This is a genomic window from Thauera butanivorans, assembly GCF_048398245.1.
Classification (GTDB): domain Bacteria; phylum Pseudomonadota; class Gammaproteobacteria; order Burkholderiales; family Rhodocyclaceae; genus Thauera; species Thauera butanivorans.
In genome coordinates this window covers 1,382,835-1,396,598 of sequence record NZ_CP183038.1, presented here as the reverse complement: position 1 = coordinate 1,396,598, position 13,764 = coordinate 1,382,835, and the positions used below count along the sequence as shown (strand labels likewise).

Here is a 13,764-nt window from a genome sequence, read left to right as displayed (position 1 = left end):
ATGACAGACAACACGATGCCGGCTGCCGGCAATGGCGAACCCGCCAAGGCCTGGTCCGGCCGTTTCACCGAACCCGTTTCCGACCTCGTCAAGCGCTACACCGCCTCGGTCATGTTCGACCAGCGCATGGCCCGCCAGGACATCCGCGGCTCGCTCGCCCACGCCAGGATGCTGGCCAGGCAGGGTATCATCGCCGCCGCCGACCTCGCCGACATCGAACGCGGCATGGCGCAGATCCAGGACGAGATCGAGCGCGGCGAATTCGCCTGGAACCTCGACGACGAAGACGTTCACCTCAACATCGAGAAGCGCCTGACCGCACTGGTCGGCGACGCCGGCAAGCGCCTGCACACCGGCCGCAGCCGCAACGACCAGGTCGCCACCGACATCCGCCTGTGGCTGCGCGACGCGATCGACCAGATCCTGGCGCTGATCGCCGAATTCCAGGACAAGCTGCTCGACGTCGCCGAAGCCAATGCCGACACGCCGATGCCCGGCTTCACCCATCTGCAGGTCGCTCAGCCGGTCACTTTCGGCCACCACCTGATGGCCTACTACGAGATGAGCCGGCGCGACGCCGAGCGCTTCGCCGATTGCCGCAAGCGCGTCAACCGCCTGCCGCTCGGCGCCGCTGCGCTGGCCGGCACCAGCTATCCGATCGACCGCGAATCCGTCGCCGCCGAACTCGGTTTCGACGAAGTCTGCTTCAATTCGCTCGACGCGGTCAGCGACCGCGACTTCGCGATCGAATTCTGCGCCGCCGCCGCGCTGCTGATGACCCACCTGTCGCGCCTGTCCGAAGAGCTGATCCTGTGGATGAGCCCGCGCGTCGGCTTCATCGACCTCGCCGACCGCTTCTGCACCGGCAGCTCGATCATGCCGCAGAAGAAGAACCCGGATGTGCCCGAGCTGGTGCGCGGCAAGACCGGCCGCGTCAATGGCAGCCTGATCGCGCTGCTGACGCTGATGAAGGGCCAGCCGCTGGCCTACAACAAGGACAACCAGGAAGACAAGGAGCCTCTGTTCGATACCGCCGACACGGTCATCGACACGCTGCGCATCTACGCCGACATGATCACCGGCATCCGGGTCAAGGCCGAGGCCATGCGCGGCGCGCTGTCGCAGGGCTACGCCACCGCCACCGACCTCGCCGACTACCTGGTCAAGAAGGGTCTGCCCTTCCGCGACGCCCACGAAGCCGTGGCGCTGGCGGTGCGCGCCGCCGACGTCAAGGGCTGCGACCTGCCGCAGTTCTCGCTCGACGAACTGCGCATCGCCATGGCGCACGTGCCGGGCGCGGCCGAGCGCCTGGCCGAGGACGTGTTCGGCGTGCTGACCGTCGAAGGTTCGCTCGCCTCGCGCAAGCACGTCGGCGGCACCGCGCCGGAACAGGTGCGGGCAGCGATCGCGCGCGCGCGCAAGCTGCGAAGCTGAGCAGCCCCGTGGTGGCGGAGCGGATAGGCAAGTACGAGATTCGCTGCCAACTCGGCGAAGGGGCCACCAGCGTCGTCTTCCTGGCCTGGGACCCCTTCAATCAGCGGGAAGTGGCGATCAAGCAGCTGCGCCGCGACGTGCTCAACGATCGCAACCGCGGGCGACTCTACCGCCAGCTCTTCCTCAACGAATCCGCCTTCTCCGGCCGCCTGCACCACCCGCACATCGTCCAGATCCACGACGCCGCGGTGGACGACGACAACGCCTATGTCGTCATGGACTACGTGCCCGGCGGCACGCTGGAGCGGCTGGCTCGCCCCGGCTCGCTGGCCAGCTTCGAACGCATCATCGAAATCGTCTTCAAGGCCACCCGCGCGCTGGACTACGCCTTCCACCAGGGCATCACCCACCGCGACATCAAGCCGGCCAACATCCTGCTGATGACGCCGGAAGGCAGCGACATCCGCATCTCCGATTTCGGCTCGGCACTGGCCACGGCACGCGAGACCACGCAGATATCGGGCGTCGGCTCGCCGGCCTACATGTCGCCCCAGCAGGTACGGGAAGTGCCGCTCGACCATCGTACCGACATCTATTCGCTCGGCGTGGTGATGTTCGAGCTGCTGACCGGCCACCTGCCCTTCGAAACCAGCAACAACTACAGCCTGCTGTACCGCATCGCCCACGACGTCGTGCCGCGCCCGTCCGAACTGCGCCCCGAGGTCCCTGAGGCGCTCGACGCCATCGTCCGCCGCGCCACCGAGCGCGATGTCGATCACCGCTACCAGAGCTGGGCCGAGTTCTCGCACGATCTGGCGCTCGCGTTCCGCAACCGCAGCGTGGAAGTCGCACGCGGCTCGATACCCGAGACCGAACGCTTCGAGGCCTTGCGCGCGATGCGTTTTTTCCGTGAGTTCTCGGACGCCGAGCTGTGGGAAGTGCTCCGGCTGTCGCAATTCAGCCAGGTGCAGCCCGGCACGGTGATCATGAAGGAAGACGAAGGCGGCGACTCGATCTGCTTCATCATCGACGGCGAAGCACAGGTCAAGAAGCGCGGCCGCCTGCTCAACGTACTGACGGCGGGTGAATGCTTCGGCGAAATCGCCGTCTTCTCGGCCGCCGCGGGCGTACGCTCGGCCTCGGTCACGGCAAGCACGACGACCAGCCTCGTCACGCTGCGCGCCCGCGCATTGCGCCGCGCCAGCGACATCTGCCGCATGCACTTCTACAAAGCCTTTCTCGAAGTCCTGGCCACCCGCCTGTCGCTGGCCAGCGCCCGGATCGCCAACCTGTGACACATCCAGCCCTGCCCGCGGTCGAAGCCGCGATCCGCCAGCGCATCGGCAACCGCTTCCATATCCGCGACAGTCAGACGGCAGGCGCGGGCATCGACACCACCGCGATCATCGCGGATGGCAGCGAACGCTTCTTCGTCAAACTCGGCAGCGCCGACCGGCTGCCGATGTTCGAAGCCGAAATCGACGGCCTGCTCGCACTCGCCGCCGCCGGCAGCTTCCGCACGCCGACGCCGATCGCCAGTGGCGGCGACGGCGGCGCGCACGCTTTCCTGGTACTGGAACATCTCGAGCTGCATCCACTGCAGTCCGCCGAACACGGCAGCCGCTTCGCCGATGCCCTGGTCGCACTGCACCAGACCACCGGGCCGCATTTCGGCTGGCGGCGCGACAACTTCATCGGCAGTACGCCGCAATGCAACACTTTTGCCGACAACTGGGCGCTGTTCTTCACCGAACATCGCCTGCGCCCGCAATTCGCCCTTGCCCGCAGCAGAGGATTCGGCGGCGAACTCCAGAAACAGGGCGAGCGCCTGTTCGACCGCGTGCCGGCGCTGTTCCTCGACTACCGCCCACGCGAAAGCCTGCTGCACGGCGACCTCTGGCACGGCAACGCCGCGGTGCTCGCCGATGGCACGCCAACGATCTACGACCCCGCGGTGCATTACGGCGACCGCGAATCCGACCTCGCCATGAGCGAACTGTTCGGCGGCTTTCCGGGCAGCTTCTATGCGCGCTACCGTACCGGCTGGGCGCTCGACGAAGGCTATGAAACCCGCAAGCAGCTCTACAGCCTGTACCACATGCTGAACCATCTGAACCTGTTCGGACGAGGCTATCTGGGCGAAGCCCTGCGCCTGGCTACACGCTTGAATCAGGCACTTGCGCTGCGGCGAGACTGAGAAAATACGCGCTCACCCGCGCCGTGGAAGCCCTCGCGCATTTCGCCAGATCTTGATTGCCGCGTGGCGCAGCAGCAGGGGGGTGGGCATGCGCATGCGGTGATAGCGCAGGCGGGCCAGTTCACCCGCAAATCTCCGGTCCGGGGCACTCCGGGCTTCCGGCAGATGCGGCAGCAAGGTGCGCACCAGCATCCAGTCCATCACCCGTCGTATCGGCCGTGGCGGCGGCGAGGGCCAGAGCACGGCCGGCACCGGCGTGCCCAGCCAGCGCTCGCAGTAATGCAGTGCGTACCAGAACAGGCGATCGGCGCCGTGGTGCCTCATGCGCGCGGCCAGGGAACGCATCGAGCCATCGTCGGCAGGCAGCATGCGCAGCAAGCCATCGATATCGACGAGATCGCGCAGGCGCCCATCGAGCTCGGTATCCTGGAACAAATGCACGACTGCATGCACGAGCTGATCCGCCGGGCTCAGGACGCTGAAACGCGAACCCGGCAAAGGCAGCAGGGCAGCAAACAGCCTCTCCACATCCGGAGTGCACCGGCTGGTCACCGGTGCGATCGCATGGTGCAGGTCGAGTTCGAGCGCATGACCATCTGCGCGCATTGGCGGCAGTTCGTGGCTCCACTCGCGGTAGTAGCGCTGATCGTATTCATCGCTGACCGTCGACGCCCAGCCCTGTGCCGCGAGTGCCGCTTCCACCGCATCGAGATCGGCACGCCGCACCAGCAGGTCGATGTCGGCGGCGATCCGCCCGTCGGCATTCGGCAGGCCCTGCATCTGGTAGGCCGCGCCCTTCAGCAGCACGACATCGATGCCGGGCGGCAGCACATCGGCAAGCGTACGCAGTTCGAGTTCGAGCAGATGACGGCGATGGGCGGCAAAGTTAATCGCCGCCTGCAAGTGGCCGCGCGGCTGCTCCGGCACCGCCGCCCACAGCGTCGGATCGGCCATCAGGCGGCGGCCCAGCGTCGCATGCAGGCGCGCCGCGCGCGCGAGACGGATCAGTTCCTCCCAATCGCCCAGACCCAGGCCATGAACGCTCGCCGGCTCGCGCAGCACACCGAGCAGGCGGGATACGGCGTTCTGCAGGCTGGCGCTCATGCCGGCCCGCCCTGGTCGTCGAGCAATTGCCGCAGGCAGGCCACGGCCTCGTCGAGCCGGCTATAGACCAGTTGATAGGCTGGGCAGGCTGCAGCGAGATCGGCCACCGCCTCGAACGAAATCCGCCCGAGCACGCCGTAGTTGAAGCTGTTGAAGGCAAGGCGGATGAAAGCCTGCTCGGGCGCTTGCGGCTCGAGTTGCAGCGGTACGCCCGGACGCCAGGCCGGAAAGACGATCAGCGCCGGGCGCGCCGGACGGCGAACCAGCGCAACGCTCGCCGCGTCCGGCGCCAGATGGGCGACATCGCCCTTGCGCGTGGCGGTAAATGTCGGGCCCAGTTCGGCTTGCGCCGAAAAATCGCGGATCACGCCGATCGACGCATTCTTGAGCGCCACCGGTTTGAGCATCGGCAGCAGATCGCCAGCCTGGGGCCGCAATACGCCGAACTCGTCCGACAGCAGGCGAAAGCCGGCGAGCATCATCGCCGCGGTCAGCGTGCTCTTGCCCGAACCAGGCGTGGCAGGAAGCAGCAGTGCGCGATCCGCGTGTGCGAGCACGCCGGCATGCAGCAGTACATATTGATTGAAGCGCTGGCCGAAGCTCCAGTTCAGGCCCCATTCGTAATGCGGCAGGGCGTGGCTGGCAGCAAAGGGTTCGAAAGGCTGGATTCGATCGATCAGAAAGCGGGACTGCGGCTTCAGCCAGCGCCGCACGCCCTTCCCGGGGTCGATTTCCACGTGGAAATCGGTGAAATCGGCGTTTCGTACCGGCGCGAAATGCCGGTACACCTGCCGAAAGGCAGCGGTGAAGCCTGGCGCCCGGCTGCGCACCCGGACCGTACAGGCACCGTAGTCGATGAAAAGACCATCGCCGTACAGGCTACGGGCAAGCTCCTCCTGCGACCACTCACCCACTGTGGTGAACAACGGATCACCGGCCGTCATGTCTCCACCAGGCCGACATCGGCCAAGGCTGCGACTACATCGTCGAACGCCGCTTCCGGCTCATCCGCTTCGGCAGCAAGCGCCTGCCGAAGCCGTGCCGCAGTGACCGGCCCATCGACCGCGAGTTCTTCCGCAACCGACGCCACCGCCGCCAGTTCGGCGGGCAGCAGATGCGTCTGCCACGTCAGGGGATCGAACACGACCGCTGCTTCGCCCAGAGGGCGGACGATTGAACGGGGGCGAAGCACCGTGTCGCAGATCAGGGGATGATGATGGTGTTGTCGCCGGAGAGGTTGTCACCCGGCATCAGGGAATTCCAGCACGACGCACCCGCCATCGGCGTCACGTCTGTTGCCGAGGCATCGAGTATCAACGTGCGGCCGGGATAGTTGATCAGGACGTAGTAATACTGCCTAGGGTAAACAGCCGGCTTACTCCCCGGCTTCAAGGCCACTTCTTCCGCACGACCATCCGATACCTTGTAGTAGACCTCGTTGTACTTGAAACCGTCTACGTTCTCGGACCCGTTGCTGCCTACTTTCACGGCCTTGAATTTCCACGCTTGGAGTCGGGCGCGCACCCACTTGTCGCTGCTCGCTGTCACCGCGAGCGGACGCTCCGTGTTGAACAGTTCAAGGCTGTTCGCTTCGCAGCTCGAACTGGCCGCGGCAAGTGCAGCGCCACTCGGCAGGGTAAAAACGACCGGCGCAGCGGCAGCCGACTTGATCAGGCGCCTGCGCCCTTCATTGCGGGATTTGTCATCAGCTGACATGAAAACCTCTTTGCCCAATGTCGGACGAGGGACACAGCTTAATCAGGCGGAGTTCCCAAGTACCGGAATTTCGTCACATTGAGCAATAAAAGCAAGAATCAAACCAGAAATGACCCATACCCACAAAGCGTCGTTCTTTCAATAACCTGCCGGCCTGCGCCGCCCATCCTGCGGCCTGGCCCGGCCACCAGTGTAAAAAGCACCGACAGCCGCCAGAAACCGTCGGGACATGCACGCATGCATATCCCGAGAATGCCTTCGTCAGGCGTCCTGCACCACGCCTGCATCTTTCAGCATCTGCTGCAACTCACCGTTCTGGTACATCTCGCGCATGATGTCGCTGCCACCGACGAACTCGCCCTTGATGTAGAGCTGCGGAATGGTCGGCCAGTTGGAGAACTCCTTGATGCCCTGGCGGATCCCGTCATCGGCCAGCACATTGACCGCCAGCACTTCCTTCACGCCACAGGCCTTCAGGATCTGAACGGCGGCGGACGAGAAACCGCATTGCGGGAACTGCGGCGAACCCTTCATGTAGAGAACCACGTCGTTGTTGGTGACCTGGTCGCGAATGACGTCTTGAATGCTCATGATTTGGGCCATCAAAAGTTGAGTTTAATAGTCGGGTAATTTTAGGATGGGCGGTGTTCAGCGTCAATGCACCCATAATGGGCGTGCCGCAGCACTTCGTGGACTCAGCCACGCCCCAGCCAGCGGCCACCCGAGACCCGCTCGATGCCGGCGATGTCCTTCCATGAGGCGATTTCCGCAAAGCCGGCATCCGCCAGCAGGCTGCGCACGGCGGCGGCCTGATCATAGCCATGTTCGAGGAACAGGCGGCCGCCGTCTGCCAGGCGGGCAGGTGCCTGCATGACGATTTCCTGCAGATCGTCGAGCCCGGCCGGACCCGCTGCCAACGCGCCCGGCGGCTCGAAGCGCACGTCGCCCTGGTCCAGATGCGGATCGCCCGCAGCGATGTAGGGCGGATTGGCGACGATGAGGTCGAAGCGCTCGTCGCCGAGGGACGCGAACCAGTCGCTCTGGACGAAGGACACGCTGGCGCCAAGGCGGGCGGCATTGGCCATCGCCACCCACAGGGCTTCGCGCGAACGGTCGATCGCGCTGACATCCGCTTCGTCGAGCTCCAGCGCCAGCGTGATCGCCAGCGCTCCGCTGCCGGTGCCCATGTCCAGCACGCGAACGGCCTTCCGGTCGGAAAAATGCGCAAGCGCCAACTCGACCAGCAGTTCGGTATCCGGACGGGGAATCAGCACCGCAGGCGTGACCATGAACTCGCGGCCGAAGAATTCGCGCGCACCGACGAGATAGGCGACCGGCTCGCCGGCCGCGCGGCGCTCGACCAGCGCGCGATACGCCGCCCAGTCCTCTCCATCCAGCGCCTGCTCCGGCCAGGCCACCAGCCGCGCCGCCGGGCACTGCAGCACGTGGCGCAGCAGGACGCGCGCATCCATCAGATCGATATGCGTCCTCGCCCATGCCAGCGCACCGGCGATATCGGCACGGTCGGGAGCGGCCCCCTGCACGCCTTCTGCCATCACTCTTCAGCCAGCGCGGCCAGCAATTCGGCCTGGTGTTCGAGTGTGAGGGCATCGACCAGTTCGTCGAGCTCCCCCTGCATGACCGCTTCCAGCCTGTACAGCGTGAGGTTGATGCGGTGGTCCGTCACCCTGCCCTGCGGAAAGTTGTAGGTGCGGATGCGCTCCGAGCGGTCGCCGCTGCCGATCAGGCTCTTGCGCTGCGCCGCCTCCGCGCTCTGCTGGGCGCGCACCTTGGCATCGTGGAGCCGCGCCGCCAGCACCGACATGGCCTGGGCCTTGTTGCGATGCTGGGAGCGGTCGTCCTGGCATTCGACGACGATGCCGGTCGGGATGTGCGTGATGCGGACGGCGGAGTCGGTCTTGTTGATGTGCTGGCCGCCCGCCCCGGAAGCCCGGAACGTGTCGATGCGCAGATCGGCCGGGTTGATCTCGACCGCCGCGACCTCGTCCGCCTCGGGCAGCACGGCGACGGTGCACGCCGAAGTATGGATGCGCCCCTGGGTTTCGGTCGCCGGCACACGCTGCACGCGATGGCCGCCCGACTCGAACTTCAGTTTCGAGAACGCGCCGTTGCCGGCGATGCGGGCGATCACTTCCTTGTAGCCGCCCAGGTCGGACTCGCTCGCCGACACGATCTCGACTTTCCAGCGCTGGCGCTCGGCGTAGCGCGAATACATGCGCAGCAGGTCGCCGGCGAACAGCGCCGCCTCGTCGCCGCCGGTACCGGCACGGATCTCGAGGAAGAGATTGCGTTCGTCGTCGGGATCACGCGGCAGCAAGGCGCGCTGCAGTTCGTCTTCGAGCGTCGCGATGCGTGCTTCGCCCGCTTCCAGTTCCAGCTCCCCCAACTCGCGCATTTCAGGATCGGCCAGCAGCTCGCGCGCGGTGTCCCGATCCGCTTCGGCCTGTACGTAGGACGCATACAGCACGACCACCGGCTCGATCTCGGCGCGCTCCCGCGACAGGTCGCGAAAGGCATTCATGTCGCGCGCACCATCCTCGGCCGCCAGGGCACGGTCCAGTTCCTGCAGACGTGCTGCAAGGTGTTCGAGTTTGTCGCGGATGCTCTGTTTCATGGCTGGATGACGGCTGTCGGCCCGTACATGCGGGCCCGGGCGCAGACGCGCTGCGCTAGCCCTGGTGGGGAAGATTGAAAAGCTGACGCACGAACCGGCCGGCCTCGGCCTTGTGGGCGACTTCCGCCTGGTTCAGATAGCGGGTCGGGCCGTGCATCAGCTTGTTGGTCAGACCATGCGACAGCGCCTCGAGCACCTTCTGTGGATCGTCGCCCTTGGCCAGCAGGCGCACCGCACGCTCCAGTTCGGCCTGGCGCAGGCTTTCGGCATGCTCCCGCAGCGCCCGGATGGCCGGCACGGTCTCGCGCGCCGACATCCAGTGCAGAAAGCCATCCACGCGCATGTTGATGATCTGTTCGGCCTCGACCACCGCCTGCTGGCGCGACTCCATGCCGGCATCGACCACTTGCGCGAGATCATCGACGGTATACAGGAAGATGTCGTCGAGTCCCACGATCTCCGGCTCGATGTCGCGCGGCACGGCAAGGTCGACCATCACCATCGGGCGGTGGCGGCGCGCCTTCACTGCCCGCTCGACCATACCCAGGCCGACGATGGGCAAAGGCGCCGCAGTACAGGACACGACCACGTCGAAGCGCGACAGCATGTCGCCGATCTGGTCGATGCGCATGGTCTGCGCGCCAAAACGGGAAGCCAGCGCCAGCGCACGCTCTTCCGTACGGTTGGCCACCGTCATGGATTTCGGCTGCGCACCGGCGAAATGCGCTGCGCACAGCTCGATCATCTCGCCTGCGCCGATGAACAGCACATGTTGATCGCTCACGCTCTCGAAGATCCGCTCGGTCAGATGCACCGCCGCCGCCGCCATCGACACCGTGTTGGCGCCGATCGCAGTGGTCGAACGTACTTCCTTGGCTACGGCGAAGGTGTTCTGGAACAGCTTGTGCAGCAGCGTGCCCAGCGTGCCCGCCTCTTCGGCGCGGCGCGCGGCATCCTTGACCTGGCCGAGGATCTGGGGCTCGCCGATGACCATCGAGTCGAGGCCACTGGCGACGCGGAACATGTGGCGGATCGCATCACGCTGCGGATAGGCGTACAGATAGGGTGAAACGTCGTTGAGCGCCACCTGGTGAAAGCGCGCCAGCCAGTCCGCCGCATGCTGGGGCTGTTCGGCGGCGAAATACAGCTCGGTACGGTTGCAGGTCGACAGGATGGCCGCCTCCCGCACCGAATCCGCATGGGCCAGATCGTGCAGCGCCTGACCCAGCCTGTCCGGCTGAAACGCAACGCGCTCGCGAATCGCGAGCGGCGCTGTGTGATGATTCAGGCCAAGGGCGTAAAGCTGCATTCGGGATCAGGCTGTTCAGCACACTTCGATGGAGAGGTGCGCATTATAGCACCCAGGTCTACGGGCAAAAATTGAGCGGAATCAGCCAGTTTTCCCTGCTCCGCCGGCAACTCGTACATCGCCTGATCAGAGAAGCCTTGGAACAGGCCTGCCCTCCCCTGCCCGGACGCGCTTGTAGGATCGCACCTATAATCGGGCTAACCAACTCGATCAGGATGCGTCGCCATGAGGACCGTTCCCGTGTATGAAGCAAAGACCAAGTTTTCCGAGCTGCTCGCCGCAGTCGAGCACGGCGAACAGGTGACCATCACCCGGCGTGGTCGGGCGGTCGCCCGCATCGTTGCGGCCGTCGATGTCGAAGAGTCGGCGCAGGCGCGGCGCCAGCGGGTCGCCGGCACCTTCGCGCGGCTGCGCGAACTCCGCCGGGGCGTGAGCCTGGGCATGGATCTTCGGGAGGCCATCGAAGAGGGCCGCGACTGATGCCCTTCGTGCTGGATAACTCCGTGGTCGCCGGATGGTTCCTGGAAGACCAGGCGACGCCCTACACCGATGCCATCGCCACGCGACTCGAAGAAGACCGGGCGGTCGTCCCGGCACTCTGGCAACTGGAGTTCGCCAACGTGCCCCGCACCGCGTGCAAGCGCAACCGCATCGCCGCCGCCCAGGCACAACAGGTCATCGAGCAGATTTGCATGACCCGTTCACGCAAACTGTCGTACAGGACTGGGTTCCGACGACATTTATCTAGGTTTCTTGCCCTGCTCAAATTTCTTGAGCATAGCGCAAACGATCGCGATGCCATTTATCACGCAAAACGGCGCCATTTATCGCGCCGCGCTGCACTACGGAAATCGGAATTGTAGAAACGGGCCGCGTATTTGTAGAAAAGCCGGTTCGCGCAATTTAGCGGGAACCGGCTTGAATTCTGGTGGCCAGGGACGGAATCGAACCGCCGACACGCGGATTTTCAATCCGCTGCTCTACCAACTGAGCTACCTGGCCGAAGAGGTGTGCATTATAGCCTGAATCCACCCGAGGTCAAGCATTACCTGTTAGCCACCCCTCTTTTTTCCTGCGCCTGAATCAGGCCGTTCAAAAACCGACAGGCGGCGAGCCCGAGCCCACCGCCTGTCGTATTGCCTTCCGCCAGCCCCTCCTCGGTGAAGGAGGGGCATGGACCAGGGTTTCGGGGTTTAGTGGCTCGAAGCCGCCGCAGCACCGATACCGGTCTCGGAGCGCACGCGCTGAGCCAGGTAGCCGGCGCGGTCCGCCTTGGCACGGGCGCTGTTGTCGAGAATCGAGAACAGCCAGATGCCGAGGAAGCCGGCGCTCATCGAGAACAGCGCGGGCGAGGTGTAGGGGAACAGCGCCGAACCCGCCGGGTTGCCGAGCGTCGCTTCCCACACCGACGGCGACACCACGGTGAGGCCCACTGCGGTGATCAGGCCGAGGAAGCCGCCGATGGTTGCACCGCGGGTGGTGCAATCCTTCCACAGCACCGACATGAACAGCACCGGGAAGTTGGCCGACGCGGCGATGGCGAAGGCCAGCGACACCATGAAGGCGATGTTCTGCTTCTCGAACGCAATACCCAGTATCACCGCGACGACGCCCAGCGCGATGGTGGTGATGCGCGACACGCGCAGTTCGGAGGCGGAATCGACGTTACCCTTCTTGAACACCGTGGCGTACAGGTCGTGCGACACCGCCGAGGCGCCCGACAGCGTCAGGCCTGCCACTACCGCGAGAATGGTCGCGAAGGCCACCGCCGACATGAAGCCGAGGAAGACGTTGCCGCCGACAGCATTGGCGAGGTGGATCGCCGCCATGTTGCCGCCGCCCTTCAGTACGCCGTTCGGCTCCAGGAACTCCGGATTGTTCGACACCAGCACGATCGCACCGAAACCGATGATGAAAGTGAGGATGTAGAAATAGCCGATCCAGGTCGTGGCCCAGAACACCGATTTGCGTGCTTCCTTGGCATCCGGCACGGTGAAGAAGCGCATCAGGATGTGCGGCAGACCCGCGGTACCGAACATCAGCGCCATGCCGAAGGAGATCGCCGAGATCGGATCCTTGATGAAGGAGCCCGGCCCCATGATCGCCTGGGCGAGCACGCTGGCTTCTTCCGGCGACTTGCCGACCGCGATCGCGGCATCGGCCTTGACCTTCACCGAGGCGGCGAACAGCTGCTCGGGCGAGAAGCCGTAGTTCAGCATCACCATGAAGGCCATGAAGGACGCACCTGACAGCAGCAGCACCGCCTTGATGATCTGCACCCAGGTGGTTGCCGTCATGCCGCCGAACAGCACGTAGACCATCATCAGCGCACCGACGATGACCACTGCCATCCAGTACTCGAGGCCGAACAGCAGCTTGATCAGCTGGCCGGCGCCGACCATCTGGGCGATCAGGTAGAACGCCACCACGACCAGCGTACCCGAGGCCGCGAAGGCGCGGATCGGGGTCTGCTCGAAACGGTAGGCGGCCACGTCGGCGAAGGTGAACTTGCCGAGGTTGCGCAGCTTTTCCGCCATCAGGAAGGTGATGATCGGCCAGCCGACGAGGAAGCCGATCGAGTAGATCAGGCCGTCGTAGCCGCTGACCATGACCGCGGCGGAAATACCGAGAAAGGATGCCGCCGACATGTAGTCGCCGGCGATGGCCAGACCGTTCTGGAAGCCGGTGATGCCGCCGCCGGCGGTGTAGAAATCGGCTGCCGACTTGGTCTTGGCCGCCGCCCACTTGGTGATGTACAGCGTGCCGGCGACGAAGGCGCCGAACATGATGATCGCGGTCCAGTTCGTGGCCTGCTTTTCGGCCTGGCCGAGATCACCGCCGGCCGCCAGCGCCGCCGCCGACAGGAGTGCAAGGGCGAGTCCGCCGCCCAGGCGTGCATAAGGACTCATCATTTGCTGGTCTCCTTGACGATTTCCTCGGTCAGGGCGTCGAACTCCGAGTTGGCACGACGCACATAAATGCCGGTGATGATGATGGTGAAGAGGATCACGCCGAAGCCGACCGGCACGCCGAGCGTCATCACGCCTTCGCCCAGGCGCTGATGGAACAGCTCCTTGTCGAAGGCGATGATCGCGGTGTAGCCGTAGTACACGAGCAGCATGATGATCGTCAGCGTCCAGCCGAAGCGTGTACGCGTACTGACCAGCTTCTGATACTTGGGGTTGGCGACGATTTTCGCCACCGTATTGCTTTCCATGTCTCCCTCCTACTTGTTTGAACAAACCGGGCATCCACCGGTTGAGCTCAAAAGTATGCGATGACACTTACGGTGTGCTTACATGTCGTCAAAAAGTTTCTCTTATGGCGAATTTTCGAATATCTATTGATCGCCATCAAACGATCCGGACA

15 protein-coding genes and 1 tRNA gene are annotated in these 13,764 nt (G+C 64.8%); 5 read left to right on the top strand and 11 right to left on the bottom strand.

Translation table 11 applies throughout. The annotated features are described in order from the left end of the window. The 3 genes from argH to ACNQFN_RS06720 are packed head-to-tail and all read left to right on the top strand — an operon-like array spanning position 1 to position 3,631. The gene (gene argH / locus ACNQFN_RS06730; RefSeq protein WP_068635511.1) at positions 1–1,434 is read left to right on the top strand and encodes an argininosuccinate lyase; all 1,434 of its coding nucleotides are present in this window, start codon (positions 1–3) and stop codon (positions 1,432–1,434) included. Between the two features lie 8 nt (positions 1,435–1,442). Then, on the top strand, positions 1,443–2,729 hold the full coding sequence (locus tag ACNQFN_RS06725; RefSeq protein ID WP_068635510.1) for a serine/threonine protein kinase: 1,287 nt from the start codon (positions 1,443–1,445) through the stop codon (positions 2,727–2,729). Continuing rightward, the gene (locus tag ACNQFN_RS06720) at positions 2,726–3,631 is read left to right on the top strand and encodes a fructosamine kinase family protein (RefSeq protein WP_418648353.1); all 906 of its coding nucleotides are present in this window, start codon (positions 2,726–2,728) and stop codon (positions 3,629–3,631) included. Before ACNQFN_RS06725 ends, ACNQFN_RS06720 begins: the two co-directional genes overlap by 4 nt. 12 nt (positions 3,632–3,643) lie before the next feature. Here ACNQFN_RS06720 and ACNQFN_RS06715 read toward each other — a convergent pair whose 3' ends face one another. From ACNQFN_RS06715 to hemA, 8 genes are all read right to left on the bottom strand, one after another. Next, on the bottom strand, positions 3,644–4,735 hold the full coding sequence (locus tag ACNQFN_RS06715) for a nucleotidyltransferase family protein (RefSeq protein ID WP_068635508.1): 1,092 nt from the start codon (positions 4,733–4,735) through the stop codon (positions 3,644–3,646). Further along, on the bottom strand, positions 4,732–5,679 hold the full coding sequence (locus ACNQFN_RS06710) for an HprK-related kinase A (protein ID WP_418648352.1): 948 nt from the start codon (positions 5,677–5,679) through the stop codon (positions 4,732–4,734). Before ACNQFN_RS06710 ends, ACNQFN_RS06715 begins: the two co-directional genes overlap by 4 nt. After that, positions 5,676–5,927, bottom strand: a complete 252-nt coding sequence (locus tag ACNQFN_RS06705; protein ID WP_281178405.1) for an HPr-rel-A system PqqD family peptide chaperone — start codon at positions 5,925–5,927, stop codon at positions 5,676–5,678. The genes ACNQFN_RS06710 and ACNQFN_RS06705 overlap by 4 nt, the downstream gene beginning before the upstream one ends. Positions 5,928–5,938: 11 nt before the next feature. Then, positions 5,939–6,451 (bottom strand): hypothetical protein, encoded by a 513-nt coding sequence (locus tag ACNQFN_RS06700; RefSeq protein ID WP_068635506.1) that lies wholly within the window; start codon positions 6,449–6,451, stop codon positions 5,939–5,941. A gap of 261 nt (positions 6,452–6,712) precedes the next feature. Next, entirely contained in the window at positions 6,713–7,042 is a 330-nt protein-coding gene (gene grxD, locus ACNQFN_RS06695; protein ID WP_068635561.1) for a Grx4 family monothiol glutaredoxin, read from the bottom strand. A gap of 104 nt (positions 7,043–7,146) precedes the next feature. Further along, a complete protein-coding gene (gene prmC, locus ACNQFN_RS06690) occupies positions 7,147–8,007 on the bottom strand; it encodes a peptide chain release factor N(5)-glutamine methyltransferase (protein WP_068635505.1) in 861 nt (286 codons plus the stop codon). Next, a complete protein-coding gene (prfA, locus tag ACNQFN_RS06685; RefSeq protein WP_068635504.1) occupies positions 8,007–9,086 on the bottom strand; it encodes a peptide chain release factor 1 in 1,080 nt (359 codons plus the stop codon). The genes prmC and prfA overlap by 1 nt, the downstream gene beginning before the upstream one ends. A 55-nt stretch (positions 9,087–9,141) precedes the next feature. Beyond that, on the bottom strand, positions 9,142–10,395 hold the full coding sequence (gene hemA, locus ACNQFN_RS06680) for a glutamyl-tRNA reductase (protein WP_418648351.1): 1,254 nt from the start codon (positions 10,393–10,395) through the stop codon (positions 9,142–9,144). 225 nt (positions 10,396–10,620) lie between these two features. On the opposite strand from hemA, the gene ACNQFN_RS06675 reads away from it, so the two are divergent. Both ACNQFN_RS06675 and ACNQFN_RS06670 read left to right on the top strand, forming a co-directional pair. Continuing rightward, a complete protein-coding gene (locus ACNQFN_RS06675) occupies positions 10,621–10,875 on the top strand; it encodes a type II toxin-antitoxin system Phd/YefM family antitoxin (RefSeq protein WP_418648350.1) in 255 nt (84 codons plus the stop codon). Next, entirely contained in the window at positions 10,875–11,258 is a 384-nt protein-coding gene (locus ACNQFN_RS06670) for a type II toxin-antitoxin system VapC family toxin (protein WP_068635501.1), read from the top strand. The genes ACNQFN_RS06675 and ACNQFN_RS06670 overlap by 1 nt, the downstream gene beginning before the upstream one ends. A gap of 63 nt (positions 11,259–11,321) precedes the next feature. Here the strand turns inward: ACNQFN_RS06670 and ACNQFN_RS06665 are convergent. From ACNQFN_RS06665 to ACNQFN_RS06655, 3 genes are all read right to left on the bottom strand, one after another. Further along, positions 11,322–11,397, bottom strand: a tRNA-Phe gene (locus tag ACNQFN_RS06665). Positions 11,398–11,588: 191 nt separating this feature from the next. Next, the gene (locus ACNQFN_RS06660) at positions 11,589–13,307 is read right to left on the bottom strand and encodes a cation acetate symporter (protein WP_418648349.1); all 1,719 of its coding nucleotides are present in this window, start codon (positions 13,305–13,307) and stop codon (positions 11,589–11,591) included. Continuing rightward, a complete protein-coding gene (locus ACNQFN_RS06655; protein ID WP_418648348.1) occupies positions 13,304–13,612 on the bottom strand; it encodes a DUF485 domain-containing protein in 309 nt (102 codons plus the stop codon). Before ACNQFN_RS06655 ends, ACNQFN_RS06660 begins: the two co-directional genes overlap by 4 nt. Positions 13,613–13,764: the final 152 nt, after the last annotated feature.

Excerpts from the sequence above, each read along its gene's own strand:
- argH (WP_068635511.1), top strand. The coding sequence starts at position 1 with ATGACAGACAACACGATGCCGGCTGCCGGCAATGGCGAACCCGCCAAG.
- ACNQFN_RS06715 (WP_068635508.1), bottom strand. The coding sequence starts at position 4,735 with ATGAGCGCCAGCCTGCAGAACGCCGTATCCCGCCTGCTCGGTGTGCTG.
- ACNQFN_RS06710 (WP_418648352.1), bottom strand. The coding sequence starts at position 5,679 with ATGACGGCCGGTGATCCGTTGTTCACCACAGTGGGTGAGTGGTCGCAG.
- ACNQFN_RS06700 (WP_068635506.1), bottom strand. The coding sequence starts at position 6,451 with ATGTCAGCTGATGACAAATCCCGCAATGAAGGGCGCAGGCGCCTGATC.
- grxD (WP_068635561.1), bottom strand. The coding sequence starts at position 7,042 with ATGAGCATTCAAGACGTCATTCGCGACCAGGTCACCAACAACGACGTG.
- prmC (WP_068635505.1), bottom strand. The coding sequence starts at position 8,007 with ATGGCAGAAGGCGTGCAGGGGGCCGCTCCCGACCGTGCCGATATCGCC.
- prfA (WP_068635504.1), bottom strand. The coding sequence starts at position 9,086 with ATGAAACAGAGCATCCGCGACAAACTCGAACACCTTGCAGCACGTCTG.
- hemA (WP_418648351.1), bottom strand. The coding sequence starts at position 10,395 with ATGCAGCTTTACGCCCTTGGCCTGAATCATCACACAGCGCCGCTCGCG.
- ACNQFN_RS06675 (WP_418648350.1), top strand. The coding sequence starts at position 10,621 with ATGAGGACCGTTCCCGTGTATGAAGCAAAGACCAAGTTTTCCGAGCTG.
- ACNQFN_RS06670 (WP_068635501.1), top strand. The coding sequence starts at position 10,875 with ATGCCCTTCGTGCTGGATAACTCCGTGGTCGCCGGATGGTTCCTGGAA.
- ACNQFN_RS06660 (WP_418648349.1), bottom strand. The coding sequence starts at position 13,307 with ATGATGAGTCCTTATGCACGCCTGGGCGGCGGACTCGCCCTTGCACTC.
- ACNQFN_RS06655 (WP_418648348.1), bottom strand. The coding sequence starts at position 13,612 with ATGGAAAGCAATACGGTGGCGAAAATCGTCGCCAACCCCAAGTATCAG.